At 58.3% G+C, this 22,645-nt stretch carries 26 protein-coding genes; 22 read left to right on the plus strand and 4 right to left on the minus strand.

All coding sequences use genetic code 11. The annotated features are described in order from the left end of the window. The first annotated feature begins 26 nt into the window (after positions 1 to 26). The 6 genes from KYK83_RS09625 to KYK83_RS09650 all read left to right on the plus strand — a co-directional run bounded on the left by KYK83_RS09625 (position 27) and on the right by KYK83_RS09650 (position 6,936). Positions 27 to 2,525, plus strand: a complete 2,499-nt coding sequence (locus tag KYK83_RS09625) for a penicillin-binding protein 1A (RefSeq protein WP_222828067.1) — start codon at positions 27 to 29, stop codon at positions 2,523 to 2,525. A gap of 43 nt (positions 2,526 to 2,568) precedes the next feature. Then, positions 2,569 to 3,111 carry a peroxiredoxin gene (locus KYK83_RS09630; RefSeq protein WP_103023746.1) on the plus strand — a complete coding sequence of 181 codons (543 nt, stop codon included), beginning with the start codon at positions 2,569 to 2,571 and terminating at the stop codon, positions 3,109 to 3,111. 77 nt (positions 3,112 to 3,188) lie between these two features. Further along, on the plus strand, positions 3,189 to 4,316 hold the full coding sequence (gene prfB, locus KYK83_RS09635; protein WP_222828068.1) for a peptide chain release factor 2: 1,128 nt from the start codon (positions 3,189 to 3,191) through the stop codon (positions 4,314 to 4,316). A 32-nt stretch (positions 4,317 to 4,348) separates the two neighbouring features. Next, complete coding sequence (locus KYK83_RS09640; RefSeq protein WP_222828224.1) at positions 4,349 to 5,068, plus strand: class I SAM-dependent methyltransferase; 720 nt, start codon at positions 4,349 to 4,351, stop codon at positions 5,066 to 5,068. Positions 5,069 to 5,072: 4 nt separating this feature from the next. After that, positions 5,073 to 6,479: an NAD(P)H-dependent flavin oxidoreductase gene (locus tag KYK83_RS09645; protein WP_103023748.1), complete on the plus strand. Its 1,407-nt coding sequence runs from the start codon at positions 5,073 to 5,075 to the stop codon at positions 6,477 to 6,479. Then, complete coding sequence (locus tag KYK83_RS09650) at positions 6,472 to 6,936, plus strand: GNAT family N-acetyltransferase (protein WP_346729451.1); 465 nt, start codon at positions 6,472 to 6,474, stop codon at positions 6,934 to 6,936. Before KYK83_RS09645 ends, KYK83_RS09650 begins: the two co-directional genes overlap by 8 nt. A gap of 4 nt (positions 6,937 to 6,940) precedes the next feature. Here the strand turns inward: KYK83_RS09650 and KYK83_RS09655 are convergent, their stop codons facing one another. Further along, on the minus strand, positions 6,941 to 7,957 hold the full coding sequence (locus KYK83_RS09655; RefSeq protein WP_222828069.1) for a 2-hydroxyacid dehydrogenase: 1,017 nt from the start codon (positions 7,955 to 7,957) through the stop codon (positions 6,941 to 6,943). Positions 7,958 to 8,070: 113 nt separating this feature from the next. Here KYK83_RS09655 and KYK83_RS09660 point away from each other — a divergent pair, with 113 nt between their 5' ends. Next, the gene (locus tag KYK83_RS09660; RefSeq protein ID WP_248284378.1) at positions 8,071 to 8,532 is read left to right on the plus strand and encodes an SH3 domain-containing protein; all 462 of its coding nucleotides are present in this window, start codon (positions 8,071 to 8,073) and stop codon (positions 8,530 to 8,532) included. Positions 8,533 to 8,535: 3 nt separating this feature from the next. Here KYK83_RS09660 and KYK83_RS09665 read toward each other — a convergent pair whose 3' ends face one another. From KYK83_RS09665 to KYK83_RS09675, 3 genes are read right to left on the minus strand one after another with little or no spacing between them, the layout of a single operon-like run. Continuing rightward, complete coding sequence (locus KYK83_RS09665; RefSeq protein WP_222828071.1) at positions 8,536 to 8,982, minus strand: hypothetical protein; 447 nt, start codon at positions 8,980 to 8,982, stop codon at positions 8,536 to 8,538. Next, on the minus strand, positions 8,983 to 9,405 hold the full coding sequence (locus KYK83_RS09670) for a hypothetical protein (RefSeq protein ID WP_221598351.1): 423 nt from the start codon (positions 9,403 to 9,405) through the stop codon (positions 8,983 to 8,985). A 54-nt stretch (positions 9,406 to 9,459) separates the two neighbouring features. Next, positions 9,460 to 10,656 carry a thiolase family protein gene (locus KYK83_RS09675; RefSeq protein WP_222828072.1) on the minus strand — a complete coding sequence of 399 codons (1,197 nt, stop codon included), beginning with the start codon at positions 10,654 to 10,656 and terminating at the stop codon, positions 9,460 to 9,462. 89 nt (positions 10,657 to 10,745) lie between these two features. On the opposite strand from KYK83_RS09675, the gene KYK83_RS09680 reads away from it, so the two are divergent. The 15 genes from KYK83_RS09680 to nuoK all read left to right on the plus strand — a co-directional run bounded on the left by KYK83_RS09680 (position 10,746) and on the right by nuoK (position 22,645). Further along, a complete protein-coding gene (locus KYK83_RS09680; RefSeq protein WP_222828073.1) occupies positions 10,746 to 12,176 on the plus strand; it encodes a coniferyl aldehyde dehydrogenase in 1,431 nt (476 codons plus the stop codon). A 132-nt stretch (positions 12,177 to 12,308) separates the two neighbouring features. After that, on the plus strand, positions 12,309 to 12,683 hold the full coding sequence (gene ndhC, locus KYK83_RS09685) for an NADH-quinone oxidoreductase subunit A (RefSeq protein WP_103023755.1): 375 nt from the start codon (positions 12,309 to 12,311) through the stop codon (positions 12,681 to 12,683). Positions 12,684 to 12,687: 4 nt separating this feature from the next. Then, positions 12,688 to 13,254: a NuoB/complex I 20 kDa subunit family protein gene (locus KYK83_RS09690; RefSeq protein ID WP_173830024.1), complete on the plus strand. Its 567-nt coding sequence runs from the start codon at positions 12,688 to 12,690 to the stop codon at positions 13,252 to 13,254. 6 nt (positions 13,255 to 13,260) lie between these two features. Then, positions 13,261 to 14,151 (plus strand): NADH-quinone oxidoreductase subunit C, encoded by an 891-nt coding sequence (locus KYK83_RS09695; protein WP_222828074.1) that lies wholly within the window; start codon positions 13,261 to 13,263, stop codon positions 14,149 to 14,151. Continuing rightward, positions 14,151 to 14,684 (plus strand): hypothetical protein, encoded by a 534-nt coding sequence (locus KYK83_RS09700; RefSeq protein WP_222828075.1) that lies wholly within the window; start codon positions 14,151 to 14,153, stop codon positions 14,682 to 14,684. The genes KYK83_RS09695 and KYK83_RS09700 overlap by 1 nt, the downstream gene beginning before the upstream one ends. Positions 14,685 to 14,692: 8 nt before the next feature. Beyond that, positions 14,693 to 15,898, plus strand: a complete 1,206-nt coding sequence (locus KYK83_RS09705) for an NADH-quinone oxidoreductase subunit D (protein ID WP_369828427.1) — start codon at positions 14,693 to 14,695, stop codon at positions 15,896 to 15,898. Continuing rightward, positions 15,898 to 16,566, plus strand: a complete 669-nt coding sequence (nuoE, locus tag KYK83_RS09710; RefSeq protein ID WP_222828076.1) for an NADH-quinone oxidoreductase subunit NuoE — start codon at positions 15,898 to 15,900, stop codon at positions 16,564 to 16,566. The genes KYK83_RS09705 and nuoE overlap by 1 nt, the downstream gene beginning before the upstream one ends. After that, positions 16,566 to 16,706, plus strand: a complete 141-nt coding sequence (locus KYK83_RS09715) for a hypothetical protein (protein WP_158246628.1) — start codon at positions 16,566 to 16,568, stop codon at positions 16,704 to 16,706. The genes nuoE and KYK83_RS09715 overlap by 1 nt, the downstream gene beginning before the upstream one ends. Next, on the plus strand, positions 16,706 to 17,998 hold the full coding sequence (gene nuoF, locus KYK83_RS09720; RefSeq protein WP_196846070.1) for an NADH-quinone oxidoreductase subunit NuoF: 1,293 nt from the start codon (positions 16,706 to 16,708) through the stop codon (positions 17,996 to 17,998). Before KYK83_RS09715 ends, nuoF begins: the two co-directional genes overlap by 1 nt. Continuing rightward, on the plus strand, positions 17,998 to 20,007 hold the full coding sequence (nuoG, locus tag KYK83_RS09725) for an NADH-quinone oxidoreductase subunit NuoG (RefSeq protein WP_222828077.1): 2,010 nt from the start codon (positions 17,998 to 18,000) through the stop codon (positions 20,005 to 20,007). The genes nuoF and nuoG overlap by 1 nt, the downstream gene beginning before the upstream one ends. Continuing rightward, on the plus strand, positions 20,007 to 20,171 hold the full coding sequence (locus KYK83_RS09730; protein ID WP_158246629.1) for a hypothetical protein: 165 nt from the start codon (positions 20,007 to 20,009) through the stop codon (positions 20,169 to 20,171). Before nuoG ends, KYK83_RS09730 begins: the two co-directional genes overlap by 1 nt. Then, on the plus strand, positions 20,168 to 21,214 hold the full coding sequence (gene nuoH, locus KYK83_RS09735; RefSeq protein ID WP_103023762.1) for an NADH-quinone oxidoreductase subunit NuoH: 1,047 nt from the start codon (positions 20,168 to 20,170) through the stop codon (positions 21,212 to 21,214). The genes KYK83_RS09730 and nuoH overlap by 4 nt, the downstream gene beginning before the upstream one ends. Continuing rightward, positions 21,211 to 21,696 carry an NADH-quinone oxidoreductase subunit NuoI gene (gene nuoI / locus KYK83_RS09740; RefSeq protein WP_050601230.1) on the plus strand — a complete coding sequence of 162 codons (486 nt, stop codon included), beginning with the start codon at positions 21,211 to 21,213 and terminating at the stop codon, positions 21,694 to 21,696. The genes nuoH and nuoI overlap by 4 nt, the downstream gene beginning before the upstream one ends. Positions 21,697 to 21,722: 26 nt before the next feature. Next, positions 21,723 to 22,343, plus strand: coding sequence for an NADH-quinone oxidoreductase subunit J (locus KYK83_RS09745; RefSeq protein WP_222828078.1), 621 nt, complete (start codon positions 21,723 to 21,725; stop codon positions 22,341 to 22,343). Continuing rightward, on the plus strand, positions 22,340 to 22,645 hold the full coding sequence (gene nuoK, locus KYK83_RS09750; protein ID WP_103023764.1) for an NADH-quinone oxidoreductase subunit NuoK: 306 nt from the start codon (positions 22,340 to 22,342) through the stop codon (positions 22,643 to 22,645). Before KYK83_RS09745 ends, nuoK begins: the two co-directional genes overlap by 4 nt.

Genomic DNA, 22,645 nt, shown 5'->3' on the forward strand with positions numbered 1-22,645 from the left:
GGCGTGCTAGAGGCCGATCCCATACCATGTCCGAGCAGTCAGCCCTTCAATACTATCGCTATCGCATCATGCGCGATCCCAAGCGCCTGATCGATTGGTTCAATGACAATTGGGCGCATAGCCGCAGGCTGCGCTTCGCATGTTACCTTGGCGGGTTCGCCATCGTCATGCTCCTGCTCGCATGGGCGACGCTCGGTCGCAATCTCCCGGACGCCGAATCGCTGCTGGAATATGAAACGCCGCTGCCCACAGTAGTGCGCGGCATCGATGGCGAAATCGTCAACACTTATGCCCGCGAACGGCGCGTCCAGCTCCAGTATGTGGATTTTCCGGAGAAACTGATCGACGCGTTCCTTTCTGCCGAGGACAAGACCTTTTTCAGCCACGGCGGGGTGGATATTACCGGAACGGCGAACGCGGTAATCGACTATGCCACAAAGTTTGGTTCCGGCCAGCGCGCGGTGGGTGGCTCGACCATTACCCAGCAGGTCGCCAAAAACCTGCTGCTGGGCGACGAATATTCGGTTACCCGCAAGCTGAAGGAAATGGTCCTCGCCACACGTATCGAAAGCGTTCTGACCAAGCAGGAAATCCTCGAGCTGTATTTGAACGAAATCCCGCTTGGGCGACGCAGCTTCGGTGTGCAGGCTGCCGCTCGCGCTTACTTCGACAAGGATGTCGGTGATCTCGATTTGAACGAGATGGCGTTTCTGGCCATCCTGCCCAAGGCACCCGAACGTTACGGCCGCGCCCGGTATCACGACCTTGCTATTACCCGCCGCAACTTCGTGCTCGACCAGATGGTCGCCAACAATTTCGTCACGGCCCAAGAAGCGGCTGCAGCGAAACGTCAGGATCTGGGCCTCGTCCAGCAGCGGAGCGAGCGTTCTGCCGATGCCGGCTATTTTCTCGAAGAAGTCCGCCGCCAACTGATCGATAAGTTCGGCGAGACGGCAGACGATGGACGCAACAGCGTTTATGCCGGTGGGCTATGGGTGCGCACTTCGCTGGATACCGAGCTTCAGCTTGCGGCACGTGACGCGTTGCGCAAGCAGCTGATCAGCTATCATGGCAATCGCGGCTTTACGAAGCCTATCGCGACACTCAATCCCGACAATGGCGATCTGACGTCGCAGTTGGCGTCATCGAACATTTCGATCAATTACGAAGACTGGCGTGTGGGCGTGGTGACTGCCCCCGGGCGAATTGGCTTTTCCGATGGCGAGGAGTTTGCCTTGTCGGGTGGGCCTTCGTCGCTGGCCGTCGGCGATGTTGTTGCTGCGGTCAAATCCGGTAGCGGTTATGCGATCCGCGGCGTGCCCGAAGTATCGGGCGCATTTCTGGCAGAAGCCCCACAAACCGGACGCATTCTCGCCATGCAGGGCGGCTTCGATAGCCGACTTGGCAGCTTTAATCGCGCGACCCAGGCGCTTCGACAGCCCGGTTCGACCATCAAGCCGTTCGTCTATGCTTCCGCGCTCGATCACGGCATGACGCCGGCCACGCAGGTCCCGGACCAGACCTTTTGCGTGTGGCAGGGCGCCAATCTTGGCGATAAATGCTTCCGCAACTTCGGTGGCGGGGGCGGCGGTGTCCACACTTTGAGGTGGGGTCTCGAACAGAGCCGCAACCTCATGACGGTCCATATCGCGGACGACACCGGCATGGACAATGTGATCAAGACGATCGACCGCATGGGGATCGGCAAATACGAACCGTATTATTCCTTCGCCCTGGGTGCCGGCGATACGACCGTTGCGCGAATGGTGAATGCCTATGCCGCACTGGCCAATTGGGGGCGCCAGAATGATGGTTCTGTCATAGACTACGTCCAGGATCGCGACGGCAAGGTAATCTATCGGACCGATCGTAGGAATTGCACCGGCTGCAACATGGCTGAATGGGATGGACAGCCGATGCCGCGTTTCGAAGTTTCAGGCAGGCAGGTGCTCGATCCGCGGACTGCATTCCAGATGGTTCACATGCTGCAGGGCGTCGTAACCCGCGGGACGGCCGTGCGTCTGCGCAGCCTCGACCTGCCGCTTTTCGGCAAGACGGGCACCACTAACGGACCTACCAACGCATGGTTCGTCGGGGGCTCGCCCGATATCATCGCAGGCATGTACGTCGGTTTCGATCAGCCCCGCAATCTTGGGGGATGGGTGCAGGGCGGCAATACGGCTGCGACGATCATGAAGCGCTTTATCGAGGCGACAAAGGATCGCTGGCAGGCCGAGGACTTCGTTGCACCGCCGGGCGTCCGCATGGTCAAGATTGATCGTCGCAGCGGCAAGCGCGTGTTCGAAGGAACGCCTTCGGACGAGCCGACAGCGTCGATTATCTGGGAAGCTTTCAAGCCCGATACGGAGCCACCGCGCGCCACACGGTCGGACGAGATTGCAGCCAAGCGTAATGAGATTCTCGAACTCATTCGTCTGGCGAGGCAGGGTGCGCAGCGTGCACAGGCCAACCAGGATGGCGTCCGTGCCGACGACTTTGTCGAGGAGCAGGGCGGAATATATTGATCGCGGCTTGGCAGGGGCGCTTCGAAGGTCCATTATAGGTGCCATGAAGATACTGCGCACAGTCATCGTTGCGGCCGCCCTCGGCCTTTCCGCTTCGCCCGCTCTCGCGGCTTTGGATAAAGGCGCGGAGGCACCGCGGTTTACCGCGCAGGGCGCGATGGCAGGCAAGCCGATCCGGGTCGATCTGGCCACTTCGCTCAAAAAGGGCCCGGTCGTCCTCTACTTCTTTCCGGCAGCTTTCACATCGGGCTGCAATCTGGAGGCCCAGGCTTTCGCTGAGGCAATGGATGACTTCCGCAAGGCAGGGGCCACCGTGATCGGCATGACCGGTGGCAATACCAATCAGTTGCGCGAATTCTCTGCCAAGCATTGCGCAGGCCAGTTTCCCGTTGCTACCGCGTCTAAGGACCTGATCGAGCGCTATGACGTTTCGCTGGGCCTTGGGGCAGACAAGGCCGGATGGAGCGACCGAACGACTTATGTCATCGATCGCGATGGCAAGGTGGCTTTTTCCTATTCCAACCTGAAGCCACAGGAACATGTGGCACGCAGCCTCGCGGCGGTGCGTTCGCTCGCGCGCAAGTAGGCCGCCTGCAGCATCTTCCCCGCGCCGCGCGTCTGCGCTAGGCGGCGCGCCCGCACATCTTTTGCCAGGAGAGTTCCATGCGTGCCGAAGGGCAGGCCCATATCGAAAGGATCGAAGCCGCATTGGCACTGGTCCGCCAGTCGCTCGACTGGGAGCGGGCGTTGCGCCGTCTCGACGAGCTCGATGCGCGCGTTCAGGACCCCAATCTGTGGGACGATCCAAAGCAGGCACAGGCTGTCACGCAAGAACAGAAGCGCCTCGAAACGGCGATCAATACTGTCCGCGAGATCGAGGCCGAGATGGCAGATGCCATGGAGTTCGTCGAAATGGGCGAAGCCGAAGGCGATGCCGAAGTGGAGCGCGAAGGGCTCGATACTTTGGCGAGTCTGGGCGAACGTGCCGATCGCGACAAGGTGCAGGCTTTGCTTTCAGGCGAGGCTGACGGGAACGATACCTATCTCCAGATCAACGCGGGCGCGGGTGGTACCGAAAGCCAGGATTGGGCGGATATGCTCCTGCGCATGTATGCGCGCTGGGCCGAACGTCGTGGTTTTAAAGTGGAAACTGTTGAATATGCGGCCGGCGAACAGGCCGGGATCAAGAGTGCGACTCTGCTGATCAAGGGCGAGAACGCCTATGGTTATGCCAAGACCGAGAGCGGTGTTCACCGCCTCGTTCGCATAAGCCCATACGACAGCTCCGCGCGGCGCCACACCAGCTTCAGTTCGGTATGGGTATATCCCGTGATCGACGACGACATCGACATCGAGATCAATCCATCGGATCTGAAGATCGATACCTATCGCGCGTCCGGAGCGGGCGGGCAGCACGTTAACACGACCGACTCAGCTGTACGAATCACGCACCAACCCACTGGTATCGTCGTCGCGAGCCAGAACGATCGCAGCCAGCACAAAAACCGTGCGACGGCCATGAACATGCTAAAAGCGCGCCTTTTCGAACGCGAGATGGCAGAGCGCGAGGCCGCAGCTTCGGGGGAATATCAGGAAAAGAGCGAGATTGGGTGGGGGCATCAGATCCGGTCCTATGTTCTCCAGCCGTATCAGATGGTGAAAGATCTGCGCACCGGTGTGCAGTCTCCGACGCCGGATGACGTGTTGGATGGTGCGCTTGATCAGTTCATTTCGGCTGCCTTGGCGCAGCGTGTAACTGGCGAGATGGTCGATGTGGAGGATGAGGATTGAAGCCCGTTGCGGCCTTGATCCTTCCGCTTGCCATGCTTGGCGCGTGCAAGGGGCAGGTTCTCGTCGATGACGACGAGCCGCGCTTTCCTGAGCCAGACAGGGCTGTGTCCGACTTGGGTTCGAACCAGTTTTCGACTGAAGACCAGCGAGACAGTCGCGGCGAAGCGAAGACGGTGATGGATCTCGCCGAAATAGAAGACGGAATGACGGTGGCCGATATTGGCGCTGGAAACGGCTATTACACCGTCCGACTTGCGGAACGGGTTGGCGCGGATGGGCGGGTGTTGGCGCAGGATATCGATCGGGATGCTCTCAACCATTTAGGCCGGCGGATTGAACGGCAAAGGCTTGAAAACGTATCGATCCGGCAGGGCGAACTGGCTGATCCCAAGCTGCCGGAAAACAGTTTCGACCGCATCTTCATGGTGCACATGTATCACGAGATCGCACAACCTTACGAATTCCTGTGGCGCATGTGGCCTGCCTTGAGAAAAGGTGGACAGGTGATCGTGGTCGACATCGATCGTGCGACGGACAAGCACGGGATCGATCCCTTGCTGTTAAGCTGCGAGTTCAAAGCCGCAGGGTACGAACTTGTCACCTTCAAGGATTCGCCTGAACTGGCCGGGTACTATGCACAGTTCAAGGCAGCCGCTACGAGGCCGGAACCCGGAGAGATACAGCCATGCCGCGGCGAACGTGCCGCGCTGGGCAACGAGGCGCAGGGCGCCCGCAAAGAAAAGAAAGCGTAATTCAATGAGTTTCAAGGGTCTGGAGCCGATAAGCTATGGCGGCAAGGAAGTCTGGCCACTGGTCGAAGGTGGCAAGGGCGTTTCCGCAACCAACCATCTGAGCTCCGGCGCATGGGCAGCCGCTGGCGGCATTGGAACTGTCAGCGCAGTCAATGCTGACAGCTACGACGACGATGGCAATCCGATCCCCCAAGTTTACCCGCAGGCGACGCGTAAGGAGCGGTTCGAGCAACTGGTTCGTTATGCCATAGACGGCGCGACCGAACAGGTGAAGCGCGCCCATGAAATTTCCGGTGGCAAGGGCGCCATCAATATCAACGTGCTGTGGGAAATGGGTGGTGCGCAGCAGGTTCTGGAAGGTGTGCTCGAAAACTGCCCGGGATTGGTCACCGGCGTGACTTGCGGCGCAGGTATGCCGTATAAACTTGCGGAAATCGCGGCGCGTTACAACGTCCACTATCTGCCCATCGTTTCCTCGGCCCGTGCCTTTCGGGCATTGTGGAAGCGCAGCTACTCCAAGGTTCCCGATCTCATGGCAGCCGTGGTCTATGAAGATCCCTGGTTGGCCGGCGGACATAACGGCCTGTCCAACGCCGAAGATCCGACCAAGCCTGAAGATCCATACCCTCGTGTCGCTGCGCTGCGCGAGACTATGCGCAAGGAAGGCGTGTCGGAAGATACCGCCATCGTCATGGCGGGCGGCGTGTGGTTCCTGCGCGAATGGAACGACTGGATCGACAATCCCGAAATCGGCAAGATCATGTTCCAGTTTGGAACTCGTCCGTTGCTGACGCATGAGAGCCCGATCCCGCAGATCTGGAAGGACATGCTTCGCACGGTGGAACCGGGTGATGTGCTGCTGCACAAATTCAGCCCGACAGGCTTTTATTCCAGTGCGGTAAAGACCCCCTTCCTCTACGACCTGATGCATCGGTCGGATCGGCAAATTCCGATTTTCAAGCGCGATGAGGAAGATGGCACCGTTCCACTGTCGGATCACGGTAAAGCCAAGTATTTCTGGGTTCATCCGGGCGACCAGCGCAAAGCGCTGTCGTGGATGCATGAAGGATTTTCCGAGCCGCTGAAAACTCCCGACGATACAGTGGTCTTCGTGACCCCGGAAAGCGCTGAGCAAATTCGCGAAGACCAGCAAGCCTGTATGGGCTGTCTGTCGCACTGCCAGTTCAGCAGCTGGAAAGATCACGATAATCACACGACCGGCCGGCTCGCCGATCCGCGAAGCTTCTGTATTCAAAAGACCCTCCAGGATATCGCCCATGGGGGCGATCCGGACGAGAATCTCGCCTTTGCGGGGCATGCTGCCTATCGCTTCAAACTGGACCCGTTCTATTCCAATAATTTCACGCCGACGGTGAAGGAACTGGTCGACCGTATCCTGACAGGTGACTGATTTGGAAGTCGGCGTTGCCAACCTCGCCGACACCGATGTTCGCGATCTAATCGCTCTGCATCAGCGGCAAATGTATAATGCATCGCCGCCAGGAACGTCGTTCGCCCTAGATCTCAGCGGTCTCGAACGACCCGATGTGACAGTCTTCGATGCAAGGCAGGACGGCGAGTTGCTTGGCATTGGAGCGCTCATGCAGCTTTCGTCGGCAATGGGCGAGATCAAGTCCATGCGTACAAAGAAACTGGCACTTCGCCGCGGTGTGGGGCAGGCATTGCTGGACGCGATCACGTTTGCCGCCCGAGACAGGTCTTTGAAACTCCTGGTGTTGGAAACCGGAACGGGACCTGTCTTCGAACCGGCAAACCGCCTCTACCTGCGAAATGGCTTCGCTCGGCGAAGCGCCTTCGGCAATTATGTCGAAACGGAATTCAACGTCTTCTACGAAAAACGTCTCTGACTGTTCAGGCCAGCCCGGTCAGGACCTGATCGGGCGGTCGGTGGCCATCTGCCCACATACGAATGTTGGCGATAACCTTCATGCCGCTTTCTTCGCGCCCTTCGAGGGTGGCACTTCCAATATGGGGAAGGGTCATCACATTCGGATGCCGGATCAGGCGGGCATCGACATGCGGCTCGTCCGGATAGACATCGAGACCTGCTCCCGCAAGTTTCCCGGCCTCTAAAGCCGCGATGAGCGCTTCCTGATCGACGAGGTCGCCGCGCGCCGTGTTGACTAGGCTTGCCCCATCTTTCATCAGGCCGATCCTTGGTGCGTCAATCATGTGATGCGTATCCGGACCTGCTGGACAATGCAGCGTCAGGATGTCGGCCTCCGACATCAGTCCATCGAGGCTGTCCACCCAGCGGGCGCTGAACATACGCTCAACGGCTTCGGGCAGCCGTTTGCGATTGTGGTAAGCGATTTCCAATCCGAAAGCGCGGGCACGATGCGCGACAGCCTGGCCTATGCGGCCCATACCGACGATGCCCAGAACCTTCCCAGCGAGCTTTGCGCCAAGCAGGGCAGTTGGCGTCCAGCCGGACCATTCACCGCTCCTGATGAGCTCGACACCTTCGCGGATACGGCGCGGCACGCCAATGATCCCTGCCATGGCAAGATCAGCAGTATCGTCAGTGAATACGCCTGGCGTATTGGTGACGAGAATATGGCGCTCCGCTGCGGCTTCAAGGTCGATATGCTCCGTTCCCGCGCCGAAATTGGCGATCAGACCGAGGTCCTTTCCGGCGGCGGCTATCATATCGGTGTCGATCCGGTCCGTCACTGTCGGGACCAGCACATCGCAATCCCTCATAGCTGCGGTCAGATCATCACGTGTCAGCGGGTTGTCGTCCGCATTGAGCACGACATCGAACAGGTCGACCATGCGGTCTTCCACGCTTGGCATGAGATGCCGCGTGACGAATACCCGGGGTTTACGTTCGAGACGTTTGGAGTGCGTAGAGTTCGTGCTTGCCATCGTATTGCATCGCTAGGACGGCGCCGGGTCGATGGTCAAGGATTTGGGCGGGGAAGCTGTTGCCAATCGCGTTGACTGTTCGCCAAATTTCTTCAATTCGTGGCTGCATGGTCATGCGACTTTTTCTTCCCTTTCTTGTTCTTCTCGGTTTGGCCAGCACAGTGCAGGCTCAGGACCGCGACGTGCCCTATTGGGCCACCATAAGGGCTAGCGAGCTTAACATGCGAGTAGGGCCGAGCGCGGACTATCGTATTGATTGGGTCTACCATCGTCCGGGCCTGCCAGTGAAGGTTGTGAGGCTGATGGAGGGCTGGCGTCTGATCGAAGATCCGGACGGCGCGCGGGGCTGGGTCGTCGCCCGCCTGTTGAGTCCAGATCGGGGCGCCATCGTGATAGGAGACGCGTCGACCGAATTGCGTGATGGTGCGTCTTCAGGGTCGGACATCAAATGGCGCGTTGAACCTGGCGTCGTGGGCGTACTTGGCGATTGCGACGATGGCTGGTGTGAATTTTCCATCGGGGAACGGCGGGGATATATTCTTGCGTCCCGCCTCTGGGGGGCGGGGCCTCCGTAACCCTCAGCTCGCTACGGGACGAACGGTGTAGCTATCGCTGCCATCCGCACCCGTTGTGGTGAACGTTCCATCTTCGGAGAGGGACGAATTGATCCAGCAGCGTTCTTGCTTGTCTTCTCCCGCACCGGACGGATCGAAGCACGCTCTTCCGCGGTCGTCGCGCCATCTGCCTGTTACGATTGTTTCCCCATCCGGATCGCGTGTCGAATAGGTACCATCCTGTTCTATCACCATCTGGAAGTAGAGACTGCCGTCGCTACTCTCGATCGAGTATACTCCGGGTGCCAAGACATAGGCATCTGGCGAGGGAGCTTTTTCATCGTTTTCGGTGGTGTCGTATGCGTAGGGGGCTTCTGTTTCTTGACCGCAACCCGTCACGAGCAGGCCCGCCAGCGTCAGGGTAAAGGCCGTCGAAAAGCGCGATGGCAAACGCCCCGATCTGCTGGCCATCTAGGTGCCCGGAGTACTTGTGGGTGTAGCGCCGCCATTGACCTTGCGCACCGTAGTCGTGTTGCCATCCTCATCCTGCATTGCAAAGCTGCCGTCTTCTCCGGGGGCTGCGCCGGTGTAGCATTCTTCGCTTTCGTTACCTTCCGGATCGAAGCACATCGCACCGTCATCACCGGTTCGCCATTTGCCGCCACCGGTTCGATCACCGTCTGGCGTAGTCTCGACGTATGTTCCGTCCGAGTTGATGGTTTGCAGCGTTACACTGCCATCGGCTAATTTGATTTCGTAAGTGCCGGTTACGTCACCCGTAGCAGTCCCGCTAGCGGTTGCAGCCGCGGTGTTGGTGGATTCCGGCGTTTTTTCCTCTTTCGAACCGCATGCGGCGAGCGCAGCGCAAGCGGCGAAGACCATAAGCTTTTTCATCGGTTCTCCCCTTTCGCGGGCACAACGCGCGCGAAAGGGGGAGGGTCCCGAAAATCAGACGAGTTCGACCGCCACCGCCGTCGCTTCACCGCCACCGATGCAGAGGGACGCGATTCCGCGCTTCTTCCCCTGTTCCTTAAGTGCGTTGAGAAGGGTGACGATAATCCGCGTACCGCTCGCCCCGATAGGGTGTCCAAGCGCCGTGCCACCGCCATTCACGTTGATCTTGTCGTGAGGGATGCCGATGTCACGCATGGCGAACATCGCGACGCAGGCAAAGGCCTCGTTCACTTCCCACAAGTCGACGTCGTCAGCCGACCATCCGGCATTTTCGAGAACCTTGTTTATAGCGCCGACCGGAGCAACCGTGAATTCGGATGGTGCCTGGGCATGGGCTGCCATGGCAACAATCCGGGCGACGGGGGTCTGTCCATTTTTCTCCGCAACACTCTCACGGGTCAGCACAACGGCGGCGGCGCCGTCCGAAATCGAGGACGAAGTCGCAGCCGTAATCGTCCCATCCTTGGCGAAAGCCGGACGTAGCGTAGGAATCTTGTCGGGCTTGCCCTTTCCGGGCTGCTCGTCGTGTTCGACAGTTACTTCGCCGGCGCGGGTGGAGAAGGTGACCGGCACAACTTCCCCAGCGAATGCGCCGTTTTCGATGGCCGCATTTGCACGTCGGAGCGATTCAATCGAATAAGCGTCCATTTCTTCGCGGGTGAGCTGGTAATCGTTTGCCGTGTCCTGGGCGAAAGTGCCCATCGCACGGCCTTCTTCGTACGCATCTTCTAGCCCATCGAGGAACATGTGATCGTAAGCCGTGTCATGTCCGAGGCGCGCACCGCTACGGTGCTTTTTCAGCAGATACGGCGCATTGGTCATGCTTTCCATGCCACCGGCCACAACGTAATCGATGGTGCCGCTCGCCAGCGCTTCTGCGCCCATGATAACAGTCTGCATGCCACTGCCGCAGACTTTGTTGACTGTGGTTGCCTGAACCGACTTCGGGAGGCCGGCCTTGATGGACGCTTGCCGGGCGGGGGCCTGACCGAGACCTGCAGGAAGAACGCAGCCCATGTAGGTGCGATCAAACTTATCGGCGGAAACACCCGACCGTTCGACCGCTGCTTTAACCGCTGTCGCGCCAAGATCGGTTGCCGAAACATCCGCAAGCGCGCCCTGCATTCCCCCCATTGGGGTTCGGGCATAAGACAGAATGACGACGGGATCGGATGCGCTGAACTTGGGCATGCTTGTGCTGGTCCTTGTGTTCTGGAATATCTCGCTGCCGAGATAGGATGTGCGTCGCTGCGACGCAACATGGACCGAGGGAGTTTAGGATGGTTGAAGATCGCAGAGCGGCAATGGAAGCCGTGCTTAGGAAGCAGCGCTCCGCCCACCATCAGATGCGTCCAGAGCCCATGAACCTGCGCAGGGATCGCATCGAACGCGCTATAACCTTGTTGAAAAAGCACGGCGATGATCTGTGCAAGGTGATGGCTGCCGATTTCGGAAACCGTTCGCCGCTTCAGTCGATGATTACCGACATTGCGGGAACGGCGAATTTCGGAAAATATTGCCTCAAGAACATGGACAAGTGGGCGCGGGCAGAAAAGCGCCACGTCCAGTTTCCCTTGGGCCTGCTCGGGGCAAAGGCAGAGGTTCGCTACGAGCCCAAGGGCGTCGTCGGGATATTGTCACCCTGGAATTTCCCGGTGAACCTCAGCTTCGGCCCCCTCATGCAGGTATTTGCCGCCGGTAATCGTGCGATGATCAAGCCGAGCGAGTTTACTGAAAAGACCAGTTTGCTCACCAAGGAACTTATCGAGGAATATTTCACGCCAGACGAATGTGCTGTCTTCACCGGGGGGCCGGAGGTTGCCGCTGCTTTCAGTGAACTTGCATTCGATCACCTGGTTTTTACGGGATCGACCGCAACAGGGCGCAAGGTCATGGAGGCGGCGTCCAAAAATCTCGTACCCGTGACGCTCGAATTAGGCGGAAAATCCCCCGTATTCATGGGCGAAAGCGCCGATTTCGCGAAGGCTGGGGAACGCGTGGCCCTGGGCAAGATGATGAATGCAGGCCAGATATGTCTTGCTCCGGATTATCTATACGTGCCCGAAAGCAAAGTGGATGAGGCGATCCACGGTGTATGGGAGGGGACTGCCGACATGTACCCCTCACTGCTCGACAACGAGGATTATGCCAGCATCGTTACAGACAGGCATTTTGATCGCCTGCAGGCGATCGTAGCAGATGCGCGCGACAAGGGTGCGGAGGTGATCGAGGTCAATCCCGCCAACGAGGATTTCTCCAACACCAATGCGCGCAAGATGCCGCTGACGATCCTGAAGAATGTCAGCGAAGACATGAAGGCGATGCAGGAAGAAATCTTCGGACCGGTCCTGCCGGTGAAGACCTATGCCGATATCGATGACGCTATTGACTACGTGAACCAGCACGACCGTCCGCTGGGGCTGTACTATTTCGGACAGGATAGCAGCGAGCGCGAGAAGGTGTTGAGCAAAACCATCAGTGGCGGCGTGACCGTGAACGATGTTCTGTTCCACGTTTCGATGGATGATCTACCGTTCGGTGGAGTGGGGCCGTCTGGCATGGGCAGCTATCATGGGGTCGAGGGATTTCGCGAATTCAGCCATGCTCGCAGCATCTATACACAGCCAAAAATCGACGTTGCCAAACTGGGCGGCTTCAAGCCGCCATACGGAGCGGCCACAGAAAAAGCTGTCAAAACCATGATGAAATAGCGGGCCGGGTGTGGAGCGCGGCGCATGTCGCGGATTTATTGCGAATAGTTCGCATTTCTCCACCCTTGCACCATCTGGGTGAGGGGCCTAGAGGCGGGCGCGAAAACAAGCTCCCGTGCCTAGGAATCATTCGTGGTCGACCTCGAACAATACCTGCCCATCCTGATTTTCCTGTTCATTGCCGTTGGTCTTTCGGCATTGTTCGTATTCCTCCCGATGGGCGTTTCGCGGCTAACTGGGGCTCACAAGCCCAATGCTGAGAAAAACAGCGAGTATGAATGCGGATTTCCCGCATTCGAAGATTCGCGCAGCCAGTTCGATGTTAAATTCTATCTCGTTGCGATCAGCTTCCTGCTGTTCGACCTCGAAGCGTCCTTTCTCTTCCCGTGGGCAGTCAGTCTGCAGTTCACAGGGTGGGAAGGCTGGATCGGTATGATGATCTTTCTCGGCATCCTCGCCGTAGGCCTCGCCTACGAGTGGAAGATGGGCGCCCTGGATTGGGAATAACGCCATGAACAATTCAACCATTATCACTCCGCCCAACGCTGTTCCTGCCGCCCAGGGTGGCGAGGTTCGTCAGCCCGAAGCGGACTATTTCAATGCGCTTCAAACAGAGGTGAACGACAAGGGATTCCTCGTCACCAGCACCGAAGATCTGTTCCAGTGGGCGCGCACCGGTTCGCTATGGTGGATGACGTTCGGCCTTGCCTGCTGTGCGGTCGAGATGATTCATGTGAACATGCCGCGTTATGACATGGAGCGTTTTGGTGTCGCCCCACGTGCCTCACCCCGCCAGTCGGACGTGATGATCGTTGCCGGTACGCTGTGCAACAAGATGGCGCCTGCCCTTCGCAAGGTCTATGACCAGATGTCGGAGCCGAAATACGTCATCTCGATGGGAAGCTGCGCCAATGGGGGTGGCTACTACCATTACAGCTATTCCGTCGTGCGTGGGTGCGACCGGATCGTACCGGTCGACATTTACGTCCCGGGGTGCCCACCGACAGCAGAGGCGCTTTTGTACGGTGTCATGCAGTTGCAGCGGAAGATTCGCCGCTCGGGAACGATCGAAAGGTAAGGCCGAATGGCAACGTTACATTCCGCGCCCCGCTTTACCATGATCGACGGGCTGAAGAGTGCGCTCAGCGAGGCGTTGGGCGATCATCTGCTCGGCGCCCATGCGGAGCATGGTGAGCTGTTGCTTACCGTAAAGCGTGACAGTGTTGAAGACGTGCTTCGCATGTTGCGCGACGAGCACAAGTATCAGCAGTTGATGGAGATCGCAGGTGTTGATTACCCGAGCCGTGCCGAACGGTTCGAAGTGGTCTACATGCTGCTTTCTTTGACGACGAATAGCCGGATCATGGTGAAGTGTTCGGCTTCGGAAGATACTCCGGTTCCTACTGTCACGACGCTGTGGCCGAATGCGGGATGGTTGGAGCGCGAAGTATTCGATATGTACGGGGTGCTTTTCGCCGGCAACTCGGACCTTCGCCGCATCCTCACCGATTATGGGTTCGAAGGCCATCCCTTCCGCAAGGACTTCCCGCTTACGGGCTATCATGAACTGCGCTACTCGGAAGATGAAAAGCGCGTTGTCTATGAGCCTGTCGAACTTGCACAGGATCTTCGACAGTTCGATTTCATGAGTCCATGGGAAGGGGCGGATTACGTTCTTCCCGGCGATGAAAAGGCAGATACGTCTCCGGTAGATGAGCCCAAGACGACCGAGAAGCCATCCGATACCGGTGCAGGGGCCAAGACTGATAAGCAGGCGTCTGAAAAGGTCACTGCGGGAGCACCCGCCGAGAAAGATGGTGGTGAAGAGGCTCCCGCGCCCAAGCCGACCGAGGATCAACCCGCGCGCCCAAAACGCAAGGGTAAAACAAGCGATACTGCCGAAGCGACCGAGCCGAAAAAGAAGCGTGCCCCGGCGAAGCGTAAGCCTGCTGCGGCCAAGAAGGATCCGAAGTAATGAGTAGGCTTCTTTTCGTCGCGCTACCATTGGCTCTTGCGGCCTGTTCTTCAGAACCTTCGCAGCAGGAGGGTGCCGATGATTTTGCCAATCGTATCGGGCAGAATGAATCGGCGGCAGTTGACGGGATGGCCAATCCGGACAAGCCCAATACCGCCAATGCACAACCGCCCCAGGGTGCCGATCTTACTCAGCTTCAGAAGCTGGGCGATATCGGCGGCGTCAATCTTGGTACACGCGAAGGCGGTTGCACGTTGATGATTGGCAAGGATGAGATGATCATAGCAGGCGGCGTCAACGACCGTGCGATACCTGGCAAAGCGGTTGTAAGGATCGGCGATAGCCTGACGACTGTCGATGCATCGGTCGGTGGTCTTGATGCGGTCAAGAGTGGCACGACCTTCGAGGGTGAAGGTTTTACCGTTACTGTTTCCCCGGCAGAGGGTGATCAGCAGCGCCGTCCTGCCAATGTCCTCGTACGGGATGCAGCCGGCAAATCACAAAGCTACAGCGGCAATTGGATCTGCGGATGAGCCACGCCATGCATTTAGAAGAGTCGCCGACTACCGGCGACGAGGTGATCACCAACTACACGATCAATTTCGGACCGCAGCACCCTGCGGCGCACGGAGTTCTTCGTATGGTGATGGAACTTGACGGTGAGATCATCGAGAGGGTCGATCCGCATGTCGGCCTGCTGCATCGCGGCACCGAGAAGCTGATCGAGCACAAGACGTATCTGCAGGCGCTGCCCTATTTTGATCGGCTCGATTACTGCAGCCCGCTCGCGCAGGAATACAGCTACGTTCTTGCGATTGAGAAGCTGCTCAACGTCCAGGTGCCTGAGCGCGCTCAATATCTGCGCGTACTGTTCGCCGAATTGACCCGCATCTGCAATCACATGCTCAACATCGGTGCGCACGTCATGGACGTTGGCGCCATGACGCCCAACCTTTGGGTTTTCGAACTGCGCGAAGACTGTCTGAATTTCTTCGAGCGGGCTTCTGGAGCGCGTATGCACAGCGCGTGGTTCCGCCCAGGCGGCGTCCATCAGGATGTACCTGAGAAACTGCTTGTCGATATCGGCAACTGGATCGACACGCGGCTGCCCGAACTGTTCGGTGATGCCATGAGCCTCGTTCTCGACAATCGCATTTTCAAGCAGCGGAACGTCGATATCGCCGTGGTGAGCAAGGACGATGCGGTGGCTTGGGGCTTCTCCGGCCCGATGATCCGCGCAGCGGGCATTCCATGGGATCTGCGTAAAAGTCAGCCATACGATGTGTACGACCGTATGGAGTTCGACATTCCCGTCGGCACCAATTCGGATTGTTACGACCGCTTCGTGGTCCGCGTGAAGGAAGTGTACGAAAGCGCCAAGATCATGAAGCAGTGCCTGGCACAAATGCCGGGCGGCCCGATCTGCTCTGACGATCGCAAGGTTTCGCCGCCCAAGCGCGCGGAAATGAAGCAGTCGATGGAAGCGCTGATCCACCACTTCAAGCTGTATACAGAGGGCTTCCACGTGCCAGCCGGTGAGGTCTACGTGGCGACAGAAAGCCCAAAGGGTGAATTTGGCGTCTATCTCGTCAGCGATGGCTCGAACAAACCTTACCGCTGCAAGATACGTCCGACGGCTTTCAGCCACCTCCAGGCAATGGATTTTATGAGCAAAGGTCACATGCTGCCCGACGCCACTGCCATTCTCGGCGCCATCGACGTCGTCTTTGGGGAGTGTGATCGCTGATGGCCGACCGTAACCCCGCACCCGACACTCCCGAACTGCGTGAGCGCTGGGGTGCTTTCGAGTTTACCGAAAGCTACCGTGAGCGCGCGGACAAAGCGATTGCACGCTATCCCGAGGGGCGCCAGCGCTCGGCGGTGATGCCGCTGCTCGACCTTGCCCAGCGGCAGGTCGGAGAACAGACCAACACGCAGGGCTGGCTGCCATTGCCGGTGATCGAATATGTCGCCGACTATCTAGACATGCCGGTCATCCGCGTACTCGAAGTCGCCAGCTTCTATTTCATGTATAATATGAAGCCCGTCGGTAAGTACCACGTGCAGGTTTGCGGAACGACACCGTGTATGCTGCGCGGTTCGGACGGCTTGTTCGAAACCTGTAAGAAGCGTGGCATGAGCAAGGGCCACGTATCTGACGATGGCCTGTGGACCCTCACCGAGGTCGAATGCATGGGCAATTGCGCTACCGCGCCCATGGTCCAGATCAACGACGACAATTACGAGGATCTTACGCCCGAACGGCTCGACGCCATTCTCGATGAACTGGCCGCGGGCAATCAGCCCAAGACCGGCACCCAGATCGAAGGCAAGCGCACTAGCGAACCTGAAGGTGGTCCCACCACATTGAAGGACATGGTCGGCGCAAACCACGATTACCGGGGGGAATGGTAATGGAAGTCGTCACCATCCTCGTTGCATTGGTACTCGCGTGGATCGCGTGGAAGGTTCTCGTCGGTATCGTTAAATTTGGCGCACTCGCGATTATTGCAGTCGCCGCAATCTATCTCCTCTCGCAAGGGGGCGCATTCTGATGCTTGCCGATAAGGACCGCATCTTCACCAATTTGTATGGCTTTCAGGACTGGGGCCTGAAAGCGGCGCAGCAGCGTGGCGACTGGGATGACACCAAGTCGCTGATCGCGCGCGGGCATGACGATATCATCGAGGAAATGAAGGCTTCCGGTCTTCGTGGTCGTGGTGGTGCTGGCTTCCCGACCGGCCTCAAATGGTCTTTCATGCCAAAAGAGAGCAAAGACGGACGTCCTAGCTTTCTCGTCATCAACGCCGACGAATCCGAACCCGGATCCTGCAAGGACCGCGAGATAATCCGCCACGATCCGCACAAGCTGATCGAGGGCGCGCTAGTCGCTGGTTATGCCATGCGAGCAAGGGCGGCATACATTTACATCCGCGGCGAATATATCCGCGAAGCGGAAACCCTGCAGGCTGCGATCGACGAAGCGTATGATGCTGGTCTGATCGGGAAAAACGCGAGCAAGTCGGGTTACGATTTCGATGTGTTCCTGCACCGCGGCGCAGGCGCCTACATCTGCGGTGAGGAAACCGCGATGATCGAGAGTTTGGAAGGCAAGAAGGGCCAACCGCGCCTCAAGCCGCCGTTCCCTGCAGGTGCGGGCCTTTATGGCTGTCCGACGACAGTCAACAATGTCGAATCCATTGCGGTCGTGCCGACCATTTTGCGTCGAGGAGCGAGCTGGTTCAGCTCTTTCGGTCGCGAGAACAACAAGGGTACCAAGCTGTTCCAGATCAGCGGGCATGTAAACAAGCCCTGCGTGGTCGAAGAAGCGCTAAGCATCCCGTTCAGCGAATTGATCGAAAAGCATTGTGGCGGCATCATCGGTGGCAAGGACAATTTGCTCGCTGTGATTCCGGGTGGATCATCAGTTCCGCTCGTTCCGGCCGATCAGATCTGGGACGCGCCGATGGATTTCGACGGGCTCAAGGATCTGGGGTCGGGGCTCGGTACGGCGGGCATCATCGTGATGGACAAATCGACGGATATCGTCCGCGCAATTTCCCGGATCAGCTATTTCTACAAGCACGAAAGCTGCGGTCAGTGTACACCTTGCCGTGAAGGCACGGGATGGATGTGGCGCATGATGGAGCGTCTGCGCACAGGCGATGCTGCGATCGAGGAAATCGACATGCTGCAGCAAGTCACCAAGCAGGTTGAAGGTCACACCATTTGTGCATTGGGCGATGCGGCAGCGTGGCCGATCCAAGGGTTGATCCGCCACTTCCGCCCCGAGCTTGAACGCCGGATCGAAGAACACAACGCCAAGTTTGCCGAGGCAGCTGAATAATGCCCAAAGTCACCGTAGACGGACAGGAAATTGACGCTCCTGACGGCGCGACCGTCCTGCAGGCCTGCGAGCTTGCCGGGAAGGAAATTCCGCGCTTCTGCTATCACGAACGGCTGAGTATCGCTGGAAACTGCCGCATGTGTCTGGTAGAGGTGAAGCCTGGACCGCCGAAACCGCAGGCAAGCTGCGCGTTGCCAGCAACCGAGGGTCAGGAGATCCGCACCGATACGCCGATGGTGAAGACCGCGCGTGAAGGCGTGATGGAATTCCTGCTGATCAATCACCCGCTTGATTGCCCAATTTGCGATCAGGGCGGCGAGTGCGACCTTCAGGATCAGTCGGTTGCTTATGGCCGTGGTGGTTCGCGCTATGAAGAAAACAAGCGCGCGGTAACCGAGAAGTATATGGGGCCACTGATCAAGACGGTCATGACCCGCTGCATTCACTGCACCCGCTGCGTGCGTTTCAGCGAGGAGATCGCGGGGGTCGACGAGATCGGCGCAGTCGGTCGCGGCGAGGACATGCAGATCACCACCTATCTCGAGCAGGCGGCTGAGCATGAGCTGTCGGCCAATGTGATCGATCTGTGTCCTGTCGGTGCACTCACGTCGCGCCCTTACGCGTTCGAAGCGCGTCCATGGGAGCTCAAGAAGACGCTGAGCATCGACGTGTCCGATGCGATCGGTGCCAACATTCGGCTCGACAGTCGTGGTCGGGAAGTCATGCGTGCGCTTCCGCGCATCAACGATGACGTCAATGAAGAATGGATTTCCGACAAGGCACGTTATCAGGTCGATGGCCTGTCGAGGCGTCGGCTCGACAAAGTGTTCATGCGCACGAAGGGCGGCCTAAAGCCCGCGACCTGGGACGAGGCCTTCAAAGCGATTGCCAAGGCCAAGCCAGGCAAGGACATTGCCGCAATTGCGGGCGACATGGTCGATTGCGAAACGATGTTCGCAGCAAAGTCTCTGTTGAAAGCCAGTGGTTCATCCCTGCTCGAAGGTCGCCAGACGGGAATGGATTACGACGTTTCCAACCTCGCCGCAGTGAATTTCAATTCGACGCTGGCTGGTATTGAAACTGCAGACGCAATCCTGATCGTGGGGAGCCACATTCGCTGGGAAGCACCCTTGGTGAATGTGCGCATTCGCAAGGCAGTGAAGCGCGGCGCCAAGGTTTTCGTGATCGGGGCGTTCTGGGACACGACGTATCCGGCGGTATTCCTCGGCGACGAGTTGTCGTCGCTCGGCGAGCTGCCCGAAGCAGTGGGTGAAATTTTCAGTTCGGCCGAACGGCCCGCCATCATCATGGGGGGAGCGGCTCTGGCCCACGGCGCGTTGGGCGCTGGTCTTGCTTTTGCTGAGCAGTTCAATCTCGTCCGCGAGGGCTGGAACGGCTTCAACGTTCTGCATTTCAGTGCTGCGCGGATGGGCGGGCTGATGCTCGGCTTTGCGCAGAAAGGCGGGATGAAGGACATCGTCACGGCCAAGCCCAAGGTAGTCATCAGCCTCGGCGCAGACGAAATGGACTTCGAACCCTTCGCCGATGCGCTGAAAGTCTATGTCGGCCATCATGGCGACAAGGGCGCGCATGCGGCTGATATCATCCTGCCTGGCGCTAGCTACGCCGAGAAGGATGGAACCTACGTCAATACGGAAGGTCGCGTGCAGTTCGCCGAGAAGGCCGTGTTCGCACCAGGTGATGCTCGCGAGGACTGGACAATTCTCCGCGCCCTTGCCGACGCTCTGGGCGTTTCGGTCGTGTTCAACAGTTTTGCCGAGCTTCAGGCGGCAATGATCGCCGAAGTTCCCGCGCTTGGCGAAGAAGGCCTTGCCGATTTCGGTGCTATGCCCAAGGCATCCGCCAAGGCTAGGGCGGAAGGCACCATCTCGGCTTATCCGATCAAGGACTTCTACCTGACCAATGCGATTGCGCGAGCAAGCGCAGTAATGCAGCAATGTTCGGCTGAACTACTTGGCGGCGGTGAACTGGCGGAGGCAGCGGAATAATGGCATTCCCGATCATCCCACTCGCCATCATCGGTGCCAGCAGCCTTGCCGTCTGGCGCGGCTTCCGCAGCGATAACAGCAACAAATCCAGCGCCGCCAATGGCTGGCGCAACGAAGCCTATTCCACGCGCGAGAAAGCAGGGAAGGGCAGGAAGCACAAATGACCGAATTCTTCCAATCCCTCGGCATGAACTACGAATGGGCGTGGTTCGTTGCCACCATTGCCGGCATCCTGTTGATTGCTCTGCCGCTGATGCTGTCGGTGGCGATGATCATCTATGTCGACCGCAAAGTCTGGGCGGCGATCAACCTGCGCCGCGGGCCGAACGTGGTCGGTCCCTTCGGCCTGTTGCAAAGTTTTGCCGACGGTCTGAAGGTCTTCCTGCAGGAAACCATTATTCCGAGCGCGGCGAACAAGGGCATATTCCTGCTTGCGCCTATCCTTACCTTTACAGTGGCGCTTGCTGCATGGGCCGTCGTTCCTTTCAGTGCCACGGCAGTACTCGCCGATATCAATATCGGGCTGCTGTACATTCTCGCGATCAGTTCACTGTCGGTGTACGGCGTGGTGATGAGCGGATGGGCCAGTAACTCCAAATACCCATTCTTTTCCGCCATGCGCGCCGCGGCTCAGATGATTTCGTACGAAGTCTCGATCGGGTTTATCCTGGTTTGTGTGGTGCTGTTCGCAGGTACATTCAATTTGAATGATATCGTCCGCTCTCAGCAAGGGTTTGGCCTCGGCATCGTGAATGCCTATGTCATTCATCCGTTGCTGTTTCCGATGTGGGTAATGTTCTTCATTAGCTCGCTCGCCGAGACGCAGCGCGTTCCCTTCGATCTTACCGAAGCCGAAAGCGAACTCGTTGCCGGTTATCAGACCGAATATTCCTCGATGAGCTTCGCGCTCTTCTGGTTGGGTGAATATGCCAACATCCTGTTGATGTGCATTCTCAATGCCCTGCTGTTCTGGGGTGGCTGGCTGCCGCCGATCGACTGGGCACCACTGTATTACGTGCCCGGCATTGTCTGGCTTCTGCTCAAGACTTTCTTCTTCTTCTTCATGTTCAGCTGGGTCATGGCGACAGTTCCGCGCTATCGTTACGACCAGCTGATGCGCCTGGGCTGGAAGGTGTTCCTTCCTATCAGCCTCGGTTTTGTTGTTGTCATTTCGGGCTATCTGATGGCCACGGGACATTTCGGATGAGTATCGCGCAAACCATCAAAGCATTTACCTTGTGGGAGTTCGTGAAGGCGCATGCCCTCACGCTGAAGTACTTCTTCAAGCCCAAGGTGACGATCAACTATCCGTTCGAGAAGAACCCGATCAGTCCGCGATTCCGGGGTGAGCACGCGCTGCGTCGCTACCCCAATGGCGAAGAGCGCTGCATCGCCTGCAAACTGTGCGAAGCTGTCTGCCCCGCGCAGGCAATAACCATCGAGAGTGAACCGCGTGAGGACGGCAGCCGTCGCACCACGCGCTACGACATCGACATGACCAAGTGCATCTATTGCGGTTTCTGTCAGGAAGCGTGCCCGGTCGATGCAGTCGTCGAAGGGCCGAACTTCGAATACGCCACCGAAACGCGTGAAGAACTTCTTTATGACAAGGCGAAACTGTTGGCGAACGGGGACAAGTGGGAGCGGGCCATTGCCGCGAACCTTGAAGCCGATGCGCCGTACCGTTAGGGGCCCGCGCCAAGGGATATGACATCGTGATCCAGACGCTCGCCTTTTATCTTTTCGCTGCGCTCGTCATCGCCAGTGCCGTCATGGTCATCATGGCGCGCAACCCGGTGCACTCGGTGCTTTGGCTGATCCTCGCGTTCTTCAACGCGGCCGGCCTGATGGTTCTGGTCGGTGCGGAGTTCATAGCCGCACTCCTGGTCATCGTTTATGTCGGCGCGGTAGCCGTGCTGTTTCTCTTCGTGGTGATGATGCTCGACATCGATTTCGCCGAACTGCGCGCCGGGTTCGTAAAGAACTTCCCGCTCGGCATCATCATTGCGCTTATCCTGGCGGCGGAGCTGATTTTTGGCATCGGCGCCTACCAGGCCGGACGGATCGAACTCGGTGTTGCGAGTGGTGCGACGTCGCCGATCCTCGATGCTTCGAACACCGCCAGCATAGGTGCGGTCCTGTTCAGCGACTATCTCTTCCTGTTTGAAGCGGCCGGGCTTGTGCTACTTATTGCCATGATCGGCGCGATCGTATTGACGCACCGCAAGCGCCCCGGTGGGCGCGGACAGCAGAACATTACCAAGCAGGTTCGTCGCAATCCGAACGAGGCAACCGTCATGAAGCAGCCCATCGTGGGCGAGGGGGTCGAGCTGTGATCGGTATCGAGCATTATATCGTAGTGAGTGCGATGCTCTTCGTACTTGGCGTGCTTGGCATCTTCCTCAATCGGAAGAACATCATCGTAATCCTGATGGCGATCGAACTCATCCTGCTCAGCGTTAACATTCAACTCGTTGCCTTCAGCGCGTTTCTTGGCGATCTGGTCGGACAGGTATTTGCGATGTTCGTCCTGACCGTCGCGGCGGCTGAAGCCGCAATCGGGCTCGCCATTCTGGTGATCTATTTCCGTGGCCGCGGCACCATCGCGGTAGACGATGTCGACCGGCTCAAGGGGTAA

The organism is Qipengyuania pacifica (assembly GCF_019857205.1).
In the GTDB taxonomy this organism is placed as follows: Bacteria; Pseudomonadota; Alphaproteobacteria; order Sphingomonadales; family Sphingomonadaceae; genus Qipengyuania; species Qipengyuania pacifica.